Raw genomic sequence first — 20,039 nt, 5'->3', positions numbered from 1 at the left:
TTCAAACTTCATTTTATGCGCCTTAATTTTCCGACTTCCCTTGCGGCAATTGTGCTGCTCTTTATTGCTGCATGCAACAACTCAAACAGAGTTACACTTATAGCCACCAACTGCACCGAAGAAGTTCCATTGCGCACCAATCTCACGTTCTCCTTTAGTAAAGATGTGGTAAGCGACAGCCTCTTGCAAGCCGGAGGATGGCTCAAAGAAGATTACATAAAATTTTCACCCAATATAGAAGGCAGTTACCGCTGGGAAAACAACAACACCTTAGTGTTTTCACCTGCAAACGGGTTACCGCCTGCCACCACATTCACGGCAGAAATTACCGATGCCGTTTGCAAATTTTCAAAGTATAAATTGGGGCGTATTGCTAAGCTAAACTTCTATACTTCACCACAACATATTGAAAACTTTACAGCTCAATGGACTGTAACCAATAGCGCCACCCGCGAAATTGGTATTCAGGCAGATGTTGTCTTTACCCACGGTCAAAATATAAACGGCTTAGAAAAATTTATTTCAGCTAAAGTAAATGGAATAGAAACTCCTTTTACTTTAACTCCTACCGATAATACACAACAATTTTCTCTCTTCATAAAGGGAATAAAACCTTTAGATAAAGAGTATAATCTCCATATCTCAATAAAAAAAGGCTTACTTCCCATTGGCGGAAAAAACGAAACCAAAGAAGTACTAAATGCCAACTATACCCTTGCCTCGCCATTTGTATTAAACATCAGTAACGTAGAGGCAGCCCACGATGGCGCAGAAGGAACTATTCAAGTTTATACATCACAAAAAATACTTGGCAACCAACTTAAATCATTCATAAGCATCAATCCTCCGGTGGCGTTTAATGCACAAGTTACCGATGCGGGTATACTCATTTCATCGCCCGATTTTGATGCCACCAAAACATTTGAACTCACCATTGCCAAAGGGCTAAAAGGCATTATTGGCGGAGAATTGAAAGAGAATTATTTAAACAACATAGGCTTTGGTGCACTAGAGCCATCTATTTCTTTTTCAGATAAAACTGCAGGCTACCTTAGTGCAAAAGGCAATAAAAATTTAATGGTGAATATTGTAAATGTCCCTGCCGTAAAAATCACCATCCGCAAAGTATATGAAAGCAATATAATGGCAGCACTCAGCAACGGTGTTTCAAACGATTATTACAGCGACTACGAATACAACGATGGCTCTTTTTCTGCATCGGATATTGTGTATGAAGAAGAAATAGCCACAACTCGCCTACCCAAAAAAGGAGAATTGCGTGTATTGAATTTCAACTTTAAAGACAAACTCCCAGAATTCAAAGGACTATACCACATTATGTTGCGCTCCACTGCCGATTACTGGATAAACGACAGCCGCCTTATTTCTGTAAGCGACCTTGGGCTTATGGCACGCCAAACCGAAAACACGGTTGTAGTATTTGCCAACTCTCTAAAATCTGCCAACGCCCTTGGCAGGGTAGAATGCCAAGTGTTTGGAAAAAACAACCAACTTATTGGCTCCGGTATTACCGACAATAATGGCAATGCCGTAATTCAATTGAAAAAATTCGATGCTCCAGGATTTGCACCTGCGCTTATTACAGCAAAAACATCTACCGATTTCAACTATCTAAGTTTGCGCGATTCGCGCATAGAAACTTCCCGTTTTGATGTGGGAGGAAAAATACTTTCATCTTCGGGCTTCGATGCATTTATTTATGGCGAGCGCGATATGTATCGCCCGGGAGAAACCGTGAATTTATCGGCAATTATACGCACTGCCAATTGGCAACCCGCAGGCGAAATTCCTGTGAAAATGAGTTTTAAATTACCCAACGGACAAGTACTAAAATCGCAGAAAAAAACACTAAACAAACAAGGCTCGTTTGAAGTAGCCTACGAACTTCCCGCCAATGCCATTACGGGCAGTTATCTGTTTGAACTCTTTACACCAAACGATGTGCTTCTCGCTAGCAAAAGTATATTGGTAGAAGAATTTATGCCCGATAAAATTCGTGTAATTTCAAAGTTGGCACAAACAGAACTTACAGAAAAAGACACTATAAAACTGCAAGTAGAAGCACAAAACTTCTTTGGAACACCGGCAGCAGAACGCAACTACGAAGTTGAACTTCAATACAACTTCCAAACATTCAACCCTAAAAAATTCCCCAACTACGATTTTTCGCTTTCCAATTTAGAAGAGTACTTCCAAAGCATTACAAGACAAGGCATCACCAATAATTCCGGCAGCTTTAGCGAAGTATTTGAAATGCCAACCAATATAACCAACCAAGGCATTGTAAAAGCCAATTTATTCACTACCGTTTTTGATGAAACAGGACGCCCCGTAAATCGTTTTAACACTGCCGATATATTCACACAAAAAGTATTTCTTGGCATTCAACAAAACAACTACAACTATCAACCACTCAACCAAAATATTCGCTTTGGTTTAGTGGCACTACTTGCAAATGAAACCGCAACCACTTCGCAAGCCAGAGTTCAAGTTATTAAACACGAATACAAAACCGTACTAACCAAAAGCTGGGATTACTTTCGCTACGAAAGTCAAGTGGACGATAAAATTCTTACCGACCAAACCATTACTATATCCGGTCAAAACACCGTCTTTAATTTCATACCAAAAACCCCTGGCGATTACGAAATTAGAGTATCGCTGCCCGGAGCAAACAGCTATGTGCAGCAACAGTTTTATAGCTACGGAAATTGGGGAAACAGCACTTCTAACTTTGAAGTAAACAAAGAGGGAAACATTGACATTGCTCTCGATAAAGAAAACTACCAAACCGGAGAGCAGGCAAAACTACTTTTCAAAACACCATTTAACGGAAAAATGCTGGTAACAGTAGAGCGCGATGATGTAATGGAAAAGTTTTATCTAAACGTAGAAAACAGAACTGCCACAGCGTCAATTCAACTAAAGAAAGCACACCTGCCCAATGCGTATATTACCGCTACACTTTTTAAAGCACATACCGAAAGCACCATGCCGCTTACCGTTGCACACGGCTTTAAAAACATAAGCGTGTCAGAGCCTGCCAGAAAAATAAATGTTCAAATCCAAGCCCCCGAAAAAGTTAGAAGCCACACACGCCAAAACATCACTGTAAAGGGCGCCCCCAACTCGCTTGTTACCTTAGCGGTAGTAGATGAAGGTATATTGCAAATAACCAATTACAAAACTCCCGACCCATTCGATTTCTTCTATAGCAAACGTGCATTAAATGTAATTGGTTACGATTTTTACGCCCGCCTTTTCCCCGAAATTAAAAGCCCGCTCCGCAGTGTTGGTGGCGATGGTTTCGATTTAAGTAAACGCACCAACCCCATTAGCAATAAACGCGTAAAACTAGTGCGTTACTGGAGTGGCATACAATCTACCAACAGCAATGGCACTGCTACTTTCGAGGTAAACATACCACAGTTTAGTGGCGAGTTGCGCCTCATGGCAGTAAACTATGTAAACGAAAAATTTGGTGCAGCAGAATCATTTATAAAAGTGGCCGATCCTGTAGTGCTCAGCACCGGATTACCACGCTTTTTATCTCCGGGCGATGAAGCCGATGTGTCGCTTACATTAAGCAACACCACCGCCAAACCAATGAATATAAAAATTGCAGTAGCAACCGAAGGTCCTTTGGCATATCAAGGTATTGAAAATACTGAACTATATATTCCTGCCAATTCCGAAAGCAAAACATCGTTTAAACTCCTTGCCAAAAACAGTATTGGCGAAGCCAAAGTAAAAGTAAGTGCAACCTCCGGAAGCGAAAAATTTAGCGATGAAACAGACATTACCGTGCGCCCCACCGCCTCTTTACAAAAAATTTCAGGCAATGGAATAATTGCCGCAGGACAAAACCAATCTCTTACGCTTGGCAATGCCGATTTTATGAACGGAACCGAATCTTACACACTAACGCTCAGCAATTCACCCTTAGCAGCCTTTGGTAAAAACCTAACCGAACTCATACACTATCCATACGGATGTACCGAGCAAATTACCGCTGCCGCCTTTCCTCAAATATACTTCTCTGAACTAAGCGAAGCCATTGGCAGCAACCAGCAGAGCAATAAATCTGCCGCTTACAATGTAACCGAAGCCATCAAAAAAATTAAAATGCGCCAACTCTATAGTGGAGGTATCACCCTTTGGGATAATCAACCAAGCGAACATTGGTGGGCAAGTGCCTTTGCTGCACATTTTCTTATCGAAGCAAAACAAAACGGATACTCCGTAGATGAACATCTTTTGAATCCACTTCTTCAATTCTTAGAATCCAAATTGCGCAATAAAGAAATGTACAAATACTTCTTCAACCGAGGCAACTCCAAAATGGTTGCCGCGCCTGAAATTCCATACAGCCTTTATGTACTTTCCTTAGCCGGGAAAACGCCCAAAAGCTCCATGAATTATTACAAAGCAAATCCTCATCTGCTCACCACCGAAGGCAAATTTTTATTGGCTGCAGCTTTCGCTCTTGGAGGCGATAAATCCAAGCTAAATGAACTGCTACCACAAAATTTTTCAGAGGAAATTTCCGACAAAGATGTAAGCAACAACTTCTCCAGCGATTTGCGCAACCAAGCATTGGCATTAAATGTGCTTATTGATGTACAACCGCAAAACCTTCAGATTCCCGTATTAGCAAAACAAATTGCCCAAGAGTTCAATACAAGAAAATACCTAAGCACACAAGAACTTTCGTTTGGCATTACGGCCTTAGGTAAGTTAGCAAAAAAAGATGCTGCTGGCAATATACATGCCACTATAAAATCGGCAGGCAAATTGATAGGAGAAGTAAAAAATAATTCAATTAAAATTTCACCTGCACAGCTAAAAACAAACCAAGTTGAAATTGAAACAAAAGGAACCGGAAAACTCTATTACTTCTGGGAAAGCAGTGGCATTTCTAAATCCGGAAAAGTAAAAGAAGAAGACAACTTCTTAAAAGTACGCAGAACCTTTTACGACAGATATGGTCGAGCAATTACCAATTTTAATTTCAAACAAAACGATTTGGTAATAGTTGCAATTTCGCTCGAAAATGCCTTTGGCAGAAGCATTGAAAACGTTGTAATAACAGATATGCTGCCTGCAGGGTTTGAAATTGAAAATCCCCGCACCAAAGAAATACCCGGCACCAACTGGATAAAAAATGAGAACTATGCTACCTACACCGATATACGCGATGACCGTATTCACTTTTTTGTAGATGCCGATAAAACAAAGCAAACTTATTACTATGCCGTGCGTGCCGTTAGCCCCGGCACCTATCAATTAGGAACATTAAGTGCCGATGCCATGTATGCCGGAGAATACCACTCTTATAGCGGCAGCGGCATAATAAAAGTACTTAATAAATAATTTTTTACCAAAATGCTACAAAATTCCAAAAAGAATTACTTTCGTGTCGAATTTGTCTTTAAGTCTTTATTCGGTATTCGTATTTGAATGGACTAAGCACAGTATTCAGTATTAAATTTTAGTCCATGAACATTTACGTAAGTAACATTAACTTCCGCGCCACCGAAGACGGTCTGCGTGAGGCTTTCGAGCGCTTCGGCACCGTAAGCAGTGTAAAAATTATTACCGACAAACAAACAGGAAGAAGCCGTGGCTTCGGCTTTGTTGAAATGCCTAACGAAGAAGAAGGCACACAAGCAATTGCCCAGCTAAACGGTGTTGATTTCTTTGAAAGACAACTTTCTGTGAAACAAGCCGAAGATCGCCCTGAAGGCGGAAGTCGCGGTGGTTTCAATAAAGGCGGAGGCTTTAATCGCGGTGGAGGCGGCTTTAACAAAGGCGGCAACCGTGGCGGTTACGAAAAACGCTGGTAAATAATTATTTCATCTTTTAAGAGGCTGTTCCAAAAGAGCAGCCTCTTTCTTTTATACCACTTTATAGTATTTCTACAATTAGAAATACACTATTCTACCCACGAAGAAAAACTTCATGCAAAAAATTGCCTTTCATTTATATTTTTGAGTTCCGGTAAACAACTTCATGAACATTCTTATTCGATCCGCAAAGATTATTGACACCGGCTCTAAGCACCACAACACCGTTAAAGATGTTTTTATTCAAAACGGTATTATCTCAAAAATTGGTAGCAACCTCAAGCCTTCCGGTAAATACACCGAGATAAAATTTAAAGGATTACATCTTAGCACCGGATGGGTAGATTTAAACAGCTTTTTTGCTGACCCAGGTTTTGAACCGAAAGAAAATATAGAAAGCGGCTGCCGCGCTGCCGCCACAGGAGGTTTTACACACGTTTGTACCATGCCCAATACTGCACCTGCGCTGCATAGCAAAAGCATGATAGAGTATGTGCGCACCAAAGCACAAGGAAATATTGTAACCGTATTGCCGGTAGGAGCACTTACACAAAATTGCGAAGGCAAAGAACTGGCCGAATTATACGACATGTATAATTCCGGAGCAGTAGCTTTTTCTGATGGGCTACATCCTTCACCCAATGCAGGTTTATTGGAGCGTGCTTTAGATTATATAAAAGCCTTCAACGGAGTAGTTTTTATGCACCCCGAAGACAAAAGCATCTCCAAAAACGGAGCTATGCACGAAGGCGTTACAAGTACTTTACTTGGCTTACCTGCCATGCCTGCATTTGCAGAAGAATTAGCAGTAGCGCGCGATTTGTTTATATTGGAATACACCCAATCCAGACTCCACTTTTTAGACATATCACTCAAAAAATCTACAGAACTTATACGGGCTGCCAAAAAGAAAAAACTACAAGTAACAGCATCAGTAAATGCACATCATTTAGCAGCTACCGATGAAGCTATAGGCAACTACAACACTTTGTTTAAAACCAATCCGCCCTTGCGCACCCAAAGCGATATTGATGCACTCATAAAAGCTATTCAAGACAACACGATTGATACTATTACATCGCAACATCTACCACACGAAAACGATTGCAAAAAACTGGAATTCGATAAGGCAGACTTTGGCATCATTGGATTAGAAACATCTTTTGCCCTTGCCAATACAGCATTGCACACAAAAGTAACTACCGAGCAAATAATACGCCTATTTTCCGAAAACCCACGCAAAATTGCAGGTATTCCAACGCATACAATTCAAGAAGAAAGCAAAGCCGACCTTACCCTGTTTTCTCCCGATTTTAAATGGATTTTTACCGAACAGCATATTGCCTCTACTTCTAAAAACACCCCGTTTATTGGCAAGCAACTTGTTGGTAAATCATTAGGCGTTATCAATAATGGGCAAATATTTTTAGCACCCGAACTCAGATAATTTTCAAACCATGAAATATACCACATCACTTAAATTCGGCATTATGAGCGGTTTGCTTATGATAGTAATTTACATGCTGTTTTACCTACTCGATGCTACCATACTCGCATCGTTTTTTATGCTATCAATTTATTTAATTCCCTTATTCTTTATGATATATGGCGGTATTACCTACCGCAAAGAAAACAACGGCTACAAAAGCTATGGCGAAGCATTCTTAGTATTGTTTATTATTGCCATCACAAGTTCGCTTATTATTGATTGGTTTGGCTATGCACTTTTTAAAGTAATAGACCCCGGCTTGGTTGAAATAATTAAAGAAGCAACCATCGAAAAATCGGCAGCCATGTACGAGAAAATGAATTTGCCCGAAGACCAAATCGAAAAACAATTAAAAATACTGAAATACACCGACTTTTCACCCACTCTAAAAACACAAGCCATGAGGCTTGCAGGCTCCTTAGTAGTAAGCCTTATTCTTTCATCGCTCATTGCTTTGTTTGTGAGAAGAAACGAAAACACCAATAACAACATTGCCTGATGGATATTTCAGTAGTTGTACCTTTGTTGAACGAAGAAGAATCGCTGCCGGAATTAACGCAGTGGATTGAACGCATTATGAGCCAGCACCACTTTACCTACGAAGTAATTCTAGTAGATGATGGCAGTAAAGACAATTCTTGGAAAGTAATTACACAACTGGCACAGGCAAACCCCAATCTTAAAGGCATAAAATTTAAAAGAAACTACGGCAAGAGCGCTGCCTTGTATAAAGGCTTTGAAGCTGCACAAGGCAATGTAGTAATTACAATGGATGCCGATTTACAAGACTCTCCCGATGAAATTCCCGAACTTTACAACCTAATTACAAAAGAAAACTTCGACCTTGTTAGCGGTTGGAAACAAAAACGTTTCGACAACACACTCACCAAAAACATCCCCAGCAAACTCTACAATTGGACAACCCGAAAAGTAAGCGGCATTCAACTGCATGATATGAACTGCGGCTTAAAAGCATATAAAAACGAAGTAGTAAAAAGCATTGAAGTTTATGGTGAAATGCACCGCTACATTCCAGTACTTGCCAAACGTGCAGGCTACTCCAAAATAGGCGAAAAAACAGTGCAACATCAAGCCCGCAAATACGGCACTACCAAATTTGGAATCGAGCGCTTCCTTTATGGACTATTAGATCTGCTAAGCGTTACCTTCATAACCCAATTTGCAAAGCGCCCCATGCACCTATTTGGTGGTCTGGGCATACTAAGTTTCTTTATTGGTTTTTGCGTATTGCTGTACCTCTCTATTGCAAAATTTGCATTTGCAGCATATAGAATGACAGAGCGACCTATCTTTTACCTCGGTTTAATTTCTATAATCGTAGGCGTACAACTTTTCTTGGCCGGTTTTTTAGCAGAACTTATCTCGCGCAGTGCCTCCAATAGAAACGAATACGATATTTCCCAAAGAATAGGCATTACAGAATAACTTTTCTAAACAAACAATACCCTACACCCTACTACGCATTCAGCCCTTAGCTACACATTGCCAAAGCAGAAACACTATTGTTGATACAATCTTAGAATCTGCGCTGTTTGAACTTCAAAATTTATGTAGATTTGATTTTCGATGGATAAAATTTTTCAACCCTTAGGTGATTATTTGCTACTCATACGCGCATCATTTGCGCGCCCCGAAAAAACCAAAATGTATTGGCTCGAAGCCATGCGCCAATGCTACTCTATAGGTATTGGTTCATTGCCAATTATTGCTATTATTTCACTGTTTATGGGTGCTGTAACATCTGTTCAGTTCTCGTACCAATTGCGCAGCATTAGCTTAGTGCCCATGTGGTGGATGGGCTCCATTGTGCGCAAGAGCATGATATTAGAATTAGCCCCTACCCTTTCAGCACTTCTTTTAGCAGGAAAAGTAGGCTCAAACATCGCTTCAGAGTTAGGAACCATGCGTATAAGCGAACAAATTGACGCATACGAAATTATGGGTGTAAATACCCGCTCCTATCTTATTGGCCCCAAAATTATTGCAGCCTTTTTTATGTTTCCTATGTTGGTAATTATTAGTGTATTTTTAGGAATTACCGGAGGCTGGCTGGCTGGCGTGCTTGGCAATTTCTACACTACCAGCGAATATGTACGCGGTGTACAAGATGCCATGAAAAGCTACGATGTATTTATCATGTTCATTAAATCCATTTTGTTTGCATTTATTATTTCCTCCATTTCGTGTTTTAAAGGCTATACTGTACAAGGAGGTGCTGTAGAAATTGGAGTTGCCAGCACGCAAGCAGTAGTGCAAAGCAGTGTTGTAGTTATTGTTGTTAACTTCTTAGTTGCCTTTTTACTGTTATGATAGAAATGCAAAACGTAAAGAAAAACTTTGGCACACAGCAAGTTTTGCGTGGTGTGAGTACAGTTTTTGAAGCAGGAAAATGCAACCTCATTATAGGGAAATCCGGTTCCGGAAAAACCGTAACGTTAAAATGTTTGGTAGGGCTGTTTGAGCCCGATGAAGGAAGCATCCTTTACAGCAACCGCGATATAACCAAAATGGATTTTGACGAAAAGAAAAAAATCCGCCAAGAATTTGGAATGCTTTTCCAAGGAACCGCACTCTTCGATTCAATGACCGTGGAAGACAACATCCGTTTTCCTTTAGATATGTTTACAGATATGGCAGACAGCGAAAAGGCCGATCGCGTAAACTTTTGCCTCCATAGAGTAAACATGAGCGGAACCAACAAGAAATACCCGGGCGAACTTTCTGGTGGCATGAAAAAACGTGTTGGCATTGCACGCGCCATTGTAAATAACCCCAAATACTTATTCTGCGATGAACCCAACTCCGGCTTAGACCCCAAAACCGCACTAGTAATAGACCATCTTATCAAAGAAATTACAGAAGAATACAAAATGACTACTGTAATCAATACCCACGATATGAACAGCGTAATGGGCATAGGCGATAAAGTAGTTTTTTTACACGAAGGATTAAAGTACTGGGAAGGCAATAACAAAGAAATACTACAAATAACCTCCGGAGAACTTTTTGATTTTATATTCGCTTCCGATTTTCTGAAAGATTTGAGAAGAAGAGCACAGTATTAAACTATAAAACTTAAATTTCAGCAAACAACATTGAATAAAATTTAGCAATCTAACGTTTTCATTATGAGTGTATTAGTAAACAAAAATTCAAGAGTAGTAGTACAAGGTTTTACAGGAAAAGAAGGCACCTTCCACGCCACCCAAATGATTGAATACGGCACCAACGTTATTGGAGGAGTTACTCCGGGCAAAGGTGGTACCAAACATATTGAAAAGCCCGTATTTAATACCGTATGGGATGCCAGAAAACAAGAAGGCGCAAACGTAAGCATAATATTTGTTCCACCTGCATTTGCTGCCGATGCCATTATGGAATCTGCCGATGCCGGAATTGAGCTAATTGTAGCCATTACCGAAGGCATTCCCGTACAAGACATGGTGAAAGTTAAAAACTTTTTAAGCACTAGAAATTCTAGACTAATTGGCCCAAACTGCCCTGGCATTATTACACCAAACGAAGCTAAAGTTGGTATTATGCCCGGTTTTGTTTTCAAAAAAGGTAATGTAGGCATCGTTTCAAAATCCGGCACACTCACTTACGAAGCTGCCGACCAAGTTGCCAAAGCCGGACTAGGCGTTACCACCGCCATTGGTATTGGAGGCGACCCAATTATTGGTACCACCACCAAAGAGGCCGTTGAATTATTCATGAACGATCCAGAAACAGAAGCCATTGTTATGATTGGCGAAATTGGTGGCAGCTTAGAAGCCGATGCCGCTCGTTGGATTCAAGAAAATGGCAATAAAAAGCCGGTAATAGGTTTCATTGCAGGCCAAACTGCACCTGCCGGAAGAAGAATGGGACATGCCGGAGCCATTATTGGTGGAGCAGAAGATACTGCTGCTGCTAAAATGGAAATTATGCGTCAATGTGGATTAACCGTAGTAGCCTCACCCGCAGAAATAGGAGAAACGGTAGCCAATGTTTTAAAATCTGTAACAGTTTAACTACAATTCCACATTTGGAATTTGAAAAAAAAAATTATTATTGTATCCAATTAGAAATAATACACTTCTATGAAATACAAAATCTTAGCCTCTTTGGCTCTTACATTTGTTAGTGTTTCTGTATTGTTTGCACAAGGTCCGGGAGGACCTCCGCCTCCAGTAGCAACACCTATTGATGGTGGGGCATTATTGCTATTGGGTGCCGGAGCTGTTTATGGTGCAAAAAAAATTAGAGAAGCAAAGAGCAAAACCGCTTAACTTTATATCTTTAGGTTTATATTAAGGAGGTTGTTTTAAAAAAACAGCCTCTTTTTTTTGTCCAATACCAAACTAATCTAGCTTACTTTCAATTGTTGAACTTATCATAAAAGTATCGGCATCTTGTAGAAAGGGAAGTTTAGCTCTAACATCTTTTATGGTTGATGCCTGCAATACTACCATAGTAACACATTCCTTATCTTCGATATTAGCACTCAACATATCGCCCAATGGCGAAAAAAGAGCCGAGTCGCCAGCATGCTCTACGTTACTTCCATCGCAGCCAATTCGATTCACGCCAATTACATAGCACTGATTTTCTATTGCACGAGCAGGCAACAATGCTTTCCAAGCCAAGCTACGCTTCTGAGGCCAACTTGCCACATATAGCAACACATCATATAAACTTTGGTTGCGACTCCATGCAGGAAATCTTAAATCGTAGCAAATCATTGGGCAAATTTTCCAACCCTTATATTCAATTACCAGCTTTTGGGTTCCTGCGGTGTAATACAATTGCTCCTTACTAAGCGAAAAGAGATGACGTTTATCGTAAACTGCAATACTTCCGGCAGGCGTTACCCATACAAAACGATTAAAAAACGAGCCATTTTCCACCATCATTAAGCTCCCACATAATACCGATTTCTTTTTGGCAGCCATATCCTTCATCCATGTTACCGCACTCCCATCCATTGACTCTGCCAATGCGGTATTCATAGAAAATCCTGTAGAAAACATCTCCGGTAGTACTATAACATCCACCGGTGGCACATCGGCAAGCAGCGCAGTAAAATGTTGTAAATTGGCAGCTATATCTTCCCAAGCCAGCGTTGTTTGCACTAAGGCTACTTTTAATTCAGCCTGCATACAATAAACTACTTTTTAGGAAAGCGCATTTTGTAATCTACGTTCACCTTCCCTTTAGAAATATTTTCTAGTTTACCTTTAAGCAATGTTCTTTTCAAAGGTTTCAAATGGTCTATGAACAGCTTTCCTTCAATATGGTCGTACTCATGCTGAATTACACGTGCAGTGAGTTTATGAAAGGTCTTTTCGTGAAAATTAAAATCGCGATCGTAATACTGAATGGCAATTGTATCTAAGCGGGTTACATTTTCTCTTATACCCGGCAAACTCAGGCAACCTTCTTCAAACACCCATTCCTTTCCGGTTTCATCAAACAACTTAGGGTTAATAAATACTTCTCTTAAGCCCTCCGGATTAGGAGTATCGTCATCATCATCGGTCATTCTAATGCTATCTATTACAAACAGCCTAATAGATTTATTTATCTGTGGAGCTGCTAAGCCTACGCCTTTGGCATGCTCCATTGTTTCAAACATATCGTCTATCAACTTCTGGAGATCTGGATAATTTTTATCTATATCTACGCCTCTTTTACGAAGTATCGGTTCGCCATAAGCTACAATTGGCAGTATCATTATTTTATTACTTCATCATTTTTAAAAGTTCCAAAGCATCCTTATCTGCCGGGTCTAACTCCAATGCTTTATTAAAATTAGCTTTTGCAGTTGCCACATCATTTTTAGATGCATAGTAAGAACCTAAATAGATATACGACTCAATCAGTCCTTTTTTGTTTTTGGTTGGGTCTGCACCAAACTTATCTACAAACAACTGATAGTAAGGCATTGCCAAAAACTTAGGACTGGCAGCATCGTCCATAAATGCTGCATTTTTACCACGCCATAAATATCCTTCGGGTGTAGAAGGTGTTCTCTCAATAAATTGAGCAAAAGTAGTATCGGCATTCACATAGTCTTTATTAAAGAAATATGCTCTTCCAAGATTGAAAATATCTAATGCTGCCAACGAACCACACTTTGTAAACTTAGCATTGTACTGTGTAACTGCTTCGGGATAGCGTTTTGCAAAATACAGTGCCTTTGCAAACTCACCCAACAAATCGCAGTTATCTGGCTCATTCTGTAAAGCTGTGGTAAAGTAGCTAATAGCCTGAGCAGTATCTCCGGCTAGCGATGCCAATTTTGCAGAATATACATAATCTATCGGCTTTACTTTTTTATCGTTTAGCGCCCAAAATTTTTGTGAGGCTTCGTATCCATCTTTGTACCTCTTCAACTCGTAATTTGCAAAAGCTGTCATTCTGTAATAAACATAGTTGTTTGGCTCTGCTGCTAATGCCTTTTGGGCTTCAGTTATTACATTTTCATAATCTTTTGTTTGGAAAAGAAAAGCAATGTATTTAGTTCTTGCCTCAGCATCTTCACTATTTAGCTCTACATACTTCTTAAACATAGGCGCTACTTTATCGTACTGCTTGCTGAGGTAGTAAGTTTCGCCCAACTCTTTGTATGCAATGGCAAAATTGGGGTCAACTTGAATGGCGCTTTCGTAAGCCGTAATAGCATCGGGATAAATTTTACCGGCACGGTTTACGCGAGCAACTTTCAATAATGCTAAAGCATTTTTAGGATCTAAATCGCGTGCAGACTCATATTTGCTAAGTGCTTTACCGCCTTCGTTGCTATCTAAATAAGCATCGCCTAATGCAATTAAATAATTACCATTTTTAGGACTTAAACGAACTGCTTCTTCAAATGCTTTTACAGCTTCCGGCAAATTCCTTTCGGGAGCAGAATAGTAAGCATCGCCTACTTGGTAGTGTATCTCGGCATTTTTAAATCTGGTAGTTTGCAAAGCACGATCAAAGGCTGTTTTGGCTTCTTCTTTCTTATTGCTTAGTAGTGCTAATCTTCCGGCTGCGGTACTGGCAATTGCGGCTTTTGCATCGGTTGCTACTGCTGCATTATAGAATATTTTTGCAGAATCTTTATCATCATCTTTCAAGTAAGCATTACCTAAGTAGTAGTTTACTGCACTTTTATCACTGGCAGGATCTACCAACATCTTTTTTAATAGCGATTTTGCTTTGAAAAAGTTTTCGCTTTCAATTTCTTTTTGTGCGTCTTGAATGGTTTGTGCGCTGGCAGAATATGCTAAAAATGCACAAGCCGCTACATAAAACGTTTTTTTCATTTCTTAAATGTTATTGAATAATGCCAATACGACTGAGTTGGCGAAAATAAGTTTACAGCGCTTAAAACAGCGTTAAAATTTATTTAGAATTTTACTGAACGGTAATTATTTTATCTCCCGAATGGTACTCTGTTTGCAAAATACCTCCGGCAGGTGTGGCTTCTGCGGCTGCTACTCGCTTAATGCGCGTAACCGACACCGGCACATTACCTACAGGAACAGCCGCTACATCTTGTGCACTTAATACAAATTCAGCGCTTCCAAGCGTTGCATTCTCAAATGTAGCATCTGCAATTTTAAGTACTACTTTTTCGTTTGCTGCCACGGCTCCGGTAAAAGGAACGGTAGCGCCATTTGCCTTTACAAACGAGTTGAAACTAGTACCAATTCCAATAGAGGTTGGCAGTGATAAAGTATTAACGTATGCTTGAGTTTTGGCCACATACTCAAAATATACCGACACTCCTATTTCTTTACCTTTGAAGTCGCGGTAGAAATACAAACTATTATCGTTGAACTTTACATCTTGAGTAGAATTCTTAAAACGTACTTCGGCAGATGCAGAGCGCTGCAAATTCAGCTTTCTGCCATTTTCGTTAAACTCATAAAACTCTGCTTGTGCACGAGTTGTGTTACCAGAAGCTTGGTAAATTAACTTGTAAAGTGCAAAGGTAGTTTCACGTTCACCGTGAATACCAGATTCGCTACTGCAGGACACCAATCCTAACGATACTAAAAAGGCAAAATATATTTTTTTCATATGCTTAGTTTACAAATTTAAAAACCTATTTCAGTTATTAAAATTAAGAAACCAATTCGGTTGCTTTTTACGTTTGCATCCGAGTGGTAAATCTAACTTTAGCTACTTTCCAATAAGAACCTACAAAACGAAGATTCAACAGCATAAAACCCAACAAAGCACAAAGTCCACTTAATAAAATTTCTTTATACAAATACTGCAATAGTGTTGTGTGTTCGTGTGTGGTAAGTGGCTTTAGTGGCATTCCGAAATAGCCAATATCAAAATAATCAATTGTTTGTAACAGCATTTCGTAGCGGTTCAGTACATACACCCACAATACAAAATTCATAGTAAAAAACACAAAGCGCACCCACTTGTTTTTCAAAAAAAATAATGAATTAAAAAATAGAAAATAACGAATAGTTGTAATACCTGCCACTATAAAAAACGCATTTTCTATCAGGTAACCGTAGTTTATTTTTTCTGTAACCGGCTTTAACACGGCTATGCAAACCACCGCAGTAATAACCCACCATACCAACTCTTGTAACAACTGAACAAAAACTACTTTCTTTTCCATTTACTGCATTGCCTGTTTGGCATTTTTAAAAGCTAACTTTTCCATCCAAAAAACTACCAAAGCAAAAATAAGCCCATAGGTAATTACAACATAAACATAAGTATGTGCCAGTTTAAAAAATTGCTCGTAATGCAACTGTACCAACACAAGGGCAAGCACTCTAAAAATATTGATAATAAAGATAAGTAGCAAGCCAAGCGGAATAAACCAAAGTTTATCGCGCCAATTGGTTCCAAATGCAATTATTAAACCGGTATAAATGTAAAATGCCGCTACGCCCACACACAAATTGGCAATAATAATTCCTCTTGCACCATCGGGAATTACCACCCTGCCATACTGCTTGTGGCTATAGCCCAACAAGGTTAAAATTACTGATGTGGCTTCGGCAAGCCGCTTTGCAATAAAATCGTACATGCCTTCCCAAGCACCAAACAAAAAATTGGGATCGGCTTCGCCCAAATGCTTTAACACACGCCATGAACCATACACTAGTGCAATTTTCAACATAAAGAAAAATGCATCTTTCCAGTTGCCCCAAAAGTTTGAAATGGAAGGCGAAAGCATGTTATAGTGCTTTAGAAAGCGCTTCCTGATTACGATTTACCTGCAAATTACCCATGCTGCACTTTCCTGAAAAACGCGCACCTTCTTCTACCACCAATTTTTTTAATTGAATATCGCCTGTTACCAATGCAGACTTGGTAAGTATCAACAAATCCGATACAAAAATATTGCCATTTACTTTTCCTTCTATGGTAGCATTTTGGCAAAAAATATCGCCATCTACGGCTCCTGTAATGCCTACTACCACTTTTGCTTTAGAGGTAAGTGCACCTTTAACTTCACCATCTATTCTTATATCGCCATCGGAATTAACGCTACCTTCAATTTGCGTGCCTTGCCCAAACATGGTCATGGCTTTTTGAATGGATAGCTTGTCTTGGTTGGCTTCTTTTTTTGCAAACATTTTCAAATTAGGTTTAGTTCTCTAAAACGGGATAATTGCTTTGGGGTTTATTGGTTTTCCGTTCTTCCAAACTTCGAGATGAAGGTGCGGACCACTGGTAAGTTCTCCAGTATTACCAACAATACCAATTACTTCACCTGCTCGTACAAATGTACCCGTTTTCTTCGAAATATTTCCCAAATGCTTGTAAAAACTCACCAAATTATCTTTATGCTGAATGGCAATAGTATTGCCCCCCTCTAAACTAAATGCTGCACTTACAATGGTACCGTCTAAAATGGCCTTAACCGGTTCATCTTTGGGCGTAACAATATCGAGTGCAAAATGCCCTTGCTCGGCATTAAAATCGTCTGTAATAAACCCGTTTACGGGAAGCATAAAATGTATTTGCTTTAGCTCTTCCAACTCCTCGTTTACCGAAGTAGCATTATAGCTAAGCGAAAAACTTTCCTCCTCTTCCACTATTTTCCGCAACTCAGCTTCGGCTTTAGATGGTTGTTTTAGATTTACTTCCCCCTGTGCTGCAGTTTTAGGCTGCGCTATAGGAATTCCGGTATCTACTTTTCCTTCTATTACATCATTCATATTCTTCAACCACAACTCTCGCGATAAAAAAGCTTCTTCTAGCGAATCAGCTTTAAACTGCAATTGCAATATTTGGCTGCGGTAATTGTAATCGCCAAAGCCCGGAATAAAATACTTTAATGGCGTGTAAATAATTGCTGCACTAGTGAGTGCCACTAGCACAACGGCAACTGTGCTTAAAAAAACAAAGGCGTTATTTCTAGTAAGTGTAAGGGCAAATTTTTCTTCAAAAGTTTCATCGTTCAGCACCACAAATCGGTAACGATTTTTGAGCGATGTATTTTTATTGGTGCGTTGCTTTGCCATTTCTTCGCTATGCTTACTCTTTTGCTTTATGGCAAACCTACATAAATTTTGGTGTAAGCTACTATAAGTTTTTTAACTCAAGCGCTATTCATATAACTTTTTACATCAACTGTTTAGCCTCCTACGCCCAACACCTATTTACTTGCTACCGCCTGCATTTCTACCATTTTCATAGCATCTAAACCACAATCTAAAAAGCGGATATATTCTTGCTTTTCGGGCGTGTAGCCAACCGGAGGTGTAAGCAACTTTTCGTTGGGCGAAATAAGCACATAATAAGGCTGTGTATTGCTATTGAAATAAGTAGCCTGCATATCGCTCCATTTATTGCCTACGGTTTTAATTTTTTTACCACTGAATTTACTGATGTATTGTTCGTTTTCAGGCAATGGTTTTCTATCGTCCACATACAAGCTTACCAATACAAATTTTTCTTTAAGCCTTGCAAAAACTTCTGGATCTGTCCATACATTTTCTTCCATTTTCCTGCAGTTTACACATGCCCAGCCTGTAAAATCAATCATTACCGGTTTGCCTTCTTTTTTTCCGAGTGCCAATGCTTCTTCGTAATCCATTACCGGATGGATTTTAATTTCCTGCTTAGTTAACGAATAGAATTTAGGAGGCGGGAAGCCGCTAAAAGCCTTCAACTCGTTTCCAAACAATCCGGTAGTTGTGTACAATACAAACACTAAAGAAACTCCGGCAAACGCCAAACGCGTTTTACTAATTGCTTGATGAGGATGATCGTGCGGGAAACGAATTTTGCCGATTAAATAAAGGAACATAGCAAAACCCAACACTATCCAAATGGCCAAAAACACTTCGTATTTCAGTATGCCCCAGTGCATTACCAAATCTGCATTCGACAAGAATTTAATAGCAAAAATAAGCTCCAAAAATCCCAGCACTACTTTTACGGTTGTCATCCAACCACCACTTTTGGGCAGCGATTTTAAAAGGCGTGGAAAGAATGCAAACAAACCAAAGGGCAGCGCCAACGCCAATCCAAAAGAAGTCATTCCGGCAACCAAATTTGCCTTACCACCACTAGAAGTAAGTGCGCCCACCAACAATGAGCCCAATATAGGCCCTGTGCATGAAAACGATACAATGGCAAGCGTTACCGCCATAAAAAAGATACCGATAATACCGCCTACATTAGATGCGGAATCTACCTTATTGGCAATAAAACTTGGCAAACTAATTTCGTAATACCCAAAAAACGAGAAAGCAAAAATTACAAAGATTACGAAGAAGAAAATATTGAGTGGTGCTCCGGTAGAAATTTCGTTTAGCGTATCGGGCGAAATATCGAAAATTAAAAAAGGAACACTTATTAAAAAGTATATAAATACAATACTAAAGGCATAAAACATGGCCTCTACTTTTCCGCGCGATGGGTTTTCGCTGCGCTTAGTAAAAAACGAAACGGTAAGCGGAATCATAGGAAACACACAAGGTGTAAGCAATGCCAATAAGCCTGCTAAAAAGCCAAGCACCATAATTTGCCACAATGTTTGGTTATGGGTTTCGGTAATGGCGGTTCCACATTGCTTTACCGGACTGCCAAAACGTTCCGAAGCTGCAGAAACCTCTACATTAGATGTAATGGGAGCCGCAGCTGATAGCGAATCCGGCAATGTCATTACTGCTTCTTCTGCCTGTGCTGCGGGGGTACCCTTTTCAGGCTCTACCACAGCAACCTCATTCTTTCCCCCAACCTTTAAATCGAATTCAAACTCTTTGGTATCGGGTGGCAGGCAGCGTGCTTCATCGCAAACCATATACTCCAAACTACCCTTCAACACAGTATTTTTCAACACTTTTACCTTTTGGGTAAACACTGCACGATCGTCAAACTTCTTTACATTGATACCAAAAAAAGGATCCATGCCCTCTATTACCTTATCGCCTTTTTCTGATGGCTTGCCCAACAATTCTACGTTACCATTTTTTTCAAACATAAAAGAAGTTGGCACCGGCCCACCTTCGCCTACAAACTGCGAATAGGTATGCCAGCCCTTTTCTATTACGGCCGTAAACACTAAATTGTATTCATTGTTTTGTAGTGATTCTGCTTTCCAACTCCATTTTACGGGGTCTTGTATTTGAGCAATGGCACTAATGGCAATCAGGTAAAATGAAAATAGGAATGAAAGGTGCTTTAACTTCATAAAGTAC

At 39.8% G+C, this 20,039-nt stretch carries 18 protein-coding genes; 9 read left to right on the top strand and 9 right to left on the bottom strand.

Going from position 1 to position 20,039, the window contains the following annotated elements; all coding sequences use genetic code 11:
* Positions 1–15: 15 nt before the first annotated feature.
* The 9 genes from KF872_02525 (at position 16) to KF872_02485 (ending at position 11,648) form a co-directional block, all read left to right on the top strand.
* Positions 16–5,394, top strand: coding sequence for an alpha-2-macroglobulin family protein (locus KF872_02525; protein ID MBX2902405.1), 5,379 nt, complete (start codon positions 16–18; stop codon positions 5,392–5,394).
* A gap of 125 nt (positions 5,395–5,519) precedes the next feature.
* A complete protein-coding gene (locus tag KF872_02520) occupies positions 5,520–5,867 on the top strand; it encodes an RNA-binding protein (protein MBX2902404.1) in 348 nt (115 codons plus the stop codon).
* A gap of 166 nt (positions 5,868–6,033) precedes the next feature.
* Positions 6,034–7,314: a dihydroorotase gene (locus KF872_02515; protein ID MBX2902403.1), complete on the top strand. Its 1,281-nt coding sequence runs from the start codon at positions 6,034–6,036 to the stop codon at positions 7,312–7,314.
* 10 nt (positions 7,315–7,324) lie between these two features.
* Positions 7,325–7,855 (top strand): DUF4199 domain-containing protein, encoded by a 531-nt coding sequence (locus KF872_02510; protein ID MBX2902402.1) that lies wholly within the window; start codon positions 7,325–7,327, stop codon positions 7,853–7,855.
* Positions 7,855–8,802, top strand: a complete 948-nt coding sequence (locus tag KF872_02505; GenBank protein ID MBX2902401.1) for a glycosyltransferase family 2 protein — start codon at positions 7,855–7,857, stop codon at positions 8,800–8,802. Before KF872_02510 ends, KF872_02505 begins: the two co-directional genes overlap by 1 nt.
* 141 nt (positions 8,803–8,943) lie before the next feature.
* The gene (locus tag KF872_02500) at positions 8,944–9,687 is read left to right on the top strand and encodes an ABC transporter permease (GenBank protein MBX2902400.1); all 744 of its coding nucleotides are present in this window, start codon (positions 8,944–8,946) and stop codon (positions 9,685–9,687) included.
* On the top strand, positions 9,684–10,442 hold the full coding sequence (locus KF872_02495; protein MBX2902399.1) for an ATP-binding cassette domain-containing protein: 759 nt from the start codon (positions 9,684–9,686) through the stop codon (positions 10,440–10,442). Before KF872_02500 ends, KF872_02495 begins: the two co-directional genes overlap by 4 nt.
* Before the next feature lie 63 nt (positions 10,443–10,505).
* Positions 10,506–11,390 (top strand): succinate--CoA ligase subunit alpha, encoded by an 885-nt coding sequence (sucD, locus tag KF872_02490; GenBank protein ID MBX2902398.1) that lies wholly within the window; start codon positions 10,506–10,508, stop codon positions 11,388–11,390.
* Between the two features lie 69 nt (positions 11,391–11,459).
* Positions 11,460–11,648, top strand: a complete 189-nt coding sequence (locus tag KF872_02485; GenBank protein ID MBX2902397.1) for a hypothetical protein — start codon at positions 11,460–11,462, stop codon at positions 11,646–11,648.
* A gap of 72 nt (positions 11,649–11,720) precedes the next feature.
* Here KF872_02485 and KF872_02480 read toward each other — a convergent pair whose 3' ends face one another.
* From KF872_02480 to KF872_02440, 9 genes are all read right to left on the bottom strand, one after another.
* Positions 11,721–12,518, bottom strand: a complete 798-nt coding sequence (locus KF872_02480; protein MBX2902396.1) for an amidohydrolase — start codon at positions 12,516–12,518, stop codon at positions 11,721–11,723.
* 8 nt (positions 12,519–12,526) lie between these two features.
* Positions 12,527–13,093 carry a peptide deformylase gene (gene def, locus KF872_02475; protein ID MBX2902395.1) on the bottom strand — a complete coding sequence of 189 codons (567 nt, stop codon included), beginning with the start codon at positions 13,091–13,093 and terminating at the stop codon, positions 12,527–12,529.
* Positions 13,094–13,100: 7 nt separating this feature from the next.
* Entirely contained in the window at positions 13,101–14,672 is a 1,572-nt protein-coding gene (locus tag KF872_02470; GenBank protein MBX2902394.1) for a tetratricopeptide repeat protein, read from the bottom strand.
* Positions 14,673–14,763: 91 nt separating this feature from the next.
* Positions 14,764–15,432: a hypothetical protein gene (locus tag KF872_02465; protein ID MBX2902393.1), complete on the bottom strand. Its 669-nt coding sequence runs from the start codon at positions 15,430–15,432 to the stop codon at positions 14,764–14,766.
* A gap of 67 nt (positions 15,433–15,499) precedes the next feature.
* Positions 15,500–15,994: a hypothetical protein gene (locus KF872_02460; protein MBX2902392.1), complete on the bottom strand. Its 495-nt coding sequence runs from the start codon at positions 15,992–15,994 to the stop codon at positions 15,500–15,502.
* Complete coding sequence (locus tag KF872_02455; GenBank protein MBX2902391.1) at positions 15,995–16,561, bottom strand: archaeosortase/exosortase family protein; 567 nt, start codon at positions 16,559–16,561, stop codon at positions 15,995–15,997.
* A gap of 1 nt (position 16,562) precedes the next feature.
* Positions 16,563–16,964, bottom strand: a complete 402-nt coding sequence (locus KF872_02450) for a polymer-forming cytoskeletal protein (protein MBX2902390.1) — start codon at positions 16,962–16,964, stop codon at positions 16,563–16,565.
* 21 nt (positions 16,965–16,985) lie between these two features.
* Positions 16,986–17,855: a M23 family metallopeptidase gene (locus tag KF872_02445; protein MBX2902389.1), complete on the bottom strand. Its 870-nt coding sequence runs from the start codon at positions 17,853–17,855 to the stop codon at positions 16,986–16,988.
* A gap of 134 nt (positions 17,856–17,989) precedes the next feature.
* Positions 17,990–19,642 (bottom strand): thioredoxin family protein, encoded by a 1,653-nt coding sequence (locus KF872_02440; GenBank protein MBX2902388.1) that lies wholly within the window; start codon positions 19,640–19,642, stop codon positions 17,990–17,992.
* Between the last annotated feature and the right edge of the window lie 397 nt (positions 19,643–20,039).

It is taken from the genome of Chitinophagales bacterium, from assembly GCA_019638515.1.
In the GTDB taxonomy this organism is placed as follows: domain Bacteria; phylum Bacteroidota; class Bacteroidia; order Chitinophagales; family LD1; genus UBA7692.
The sequence above is the reverse complement of the archived record's forward strand: the minus strand, read 5'-3'. Positions and strand labels throughout refer to the sequence as shown.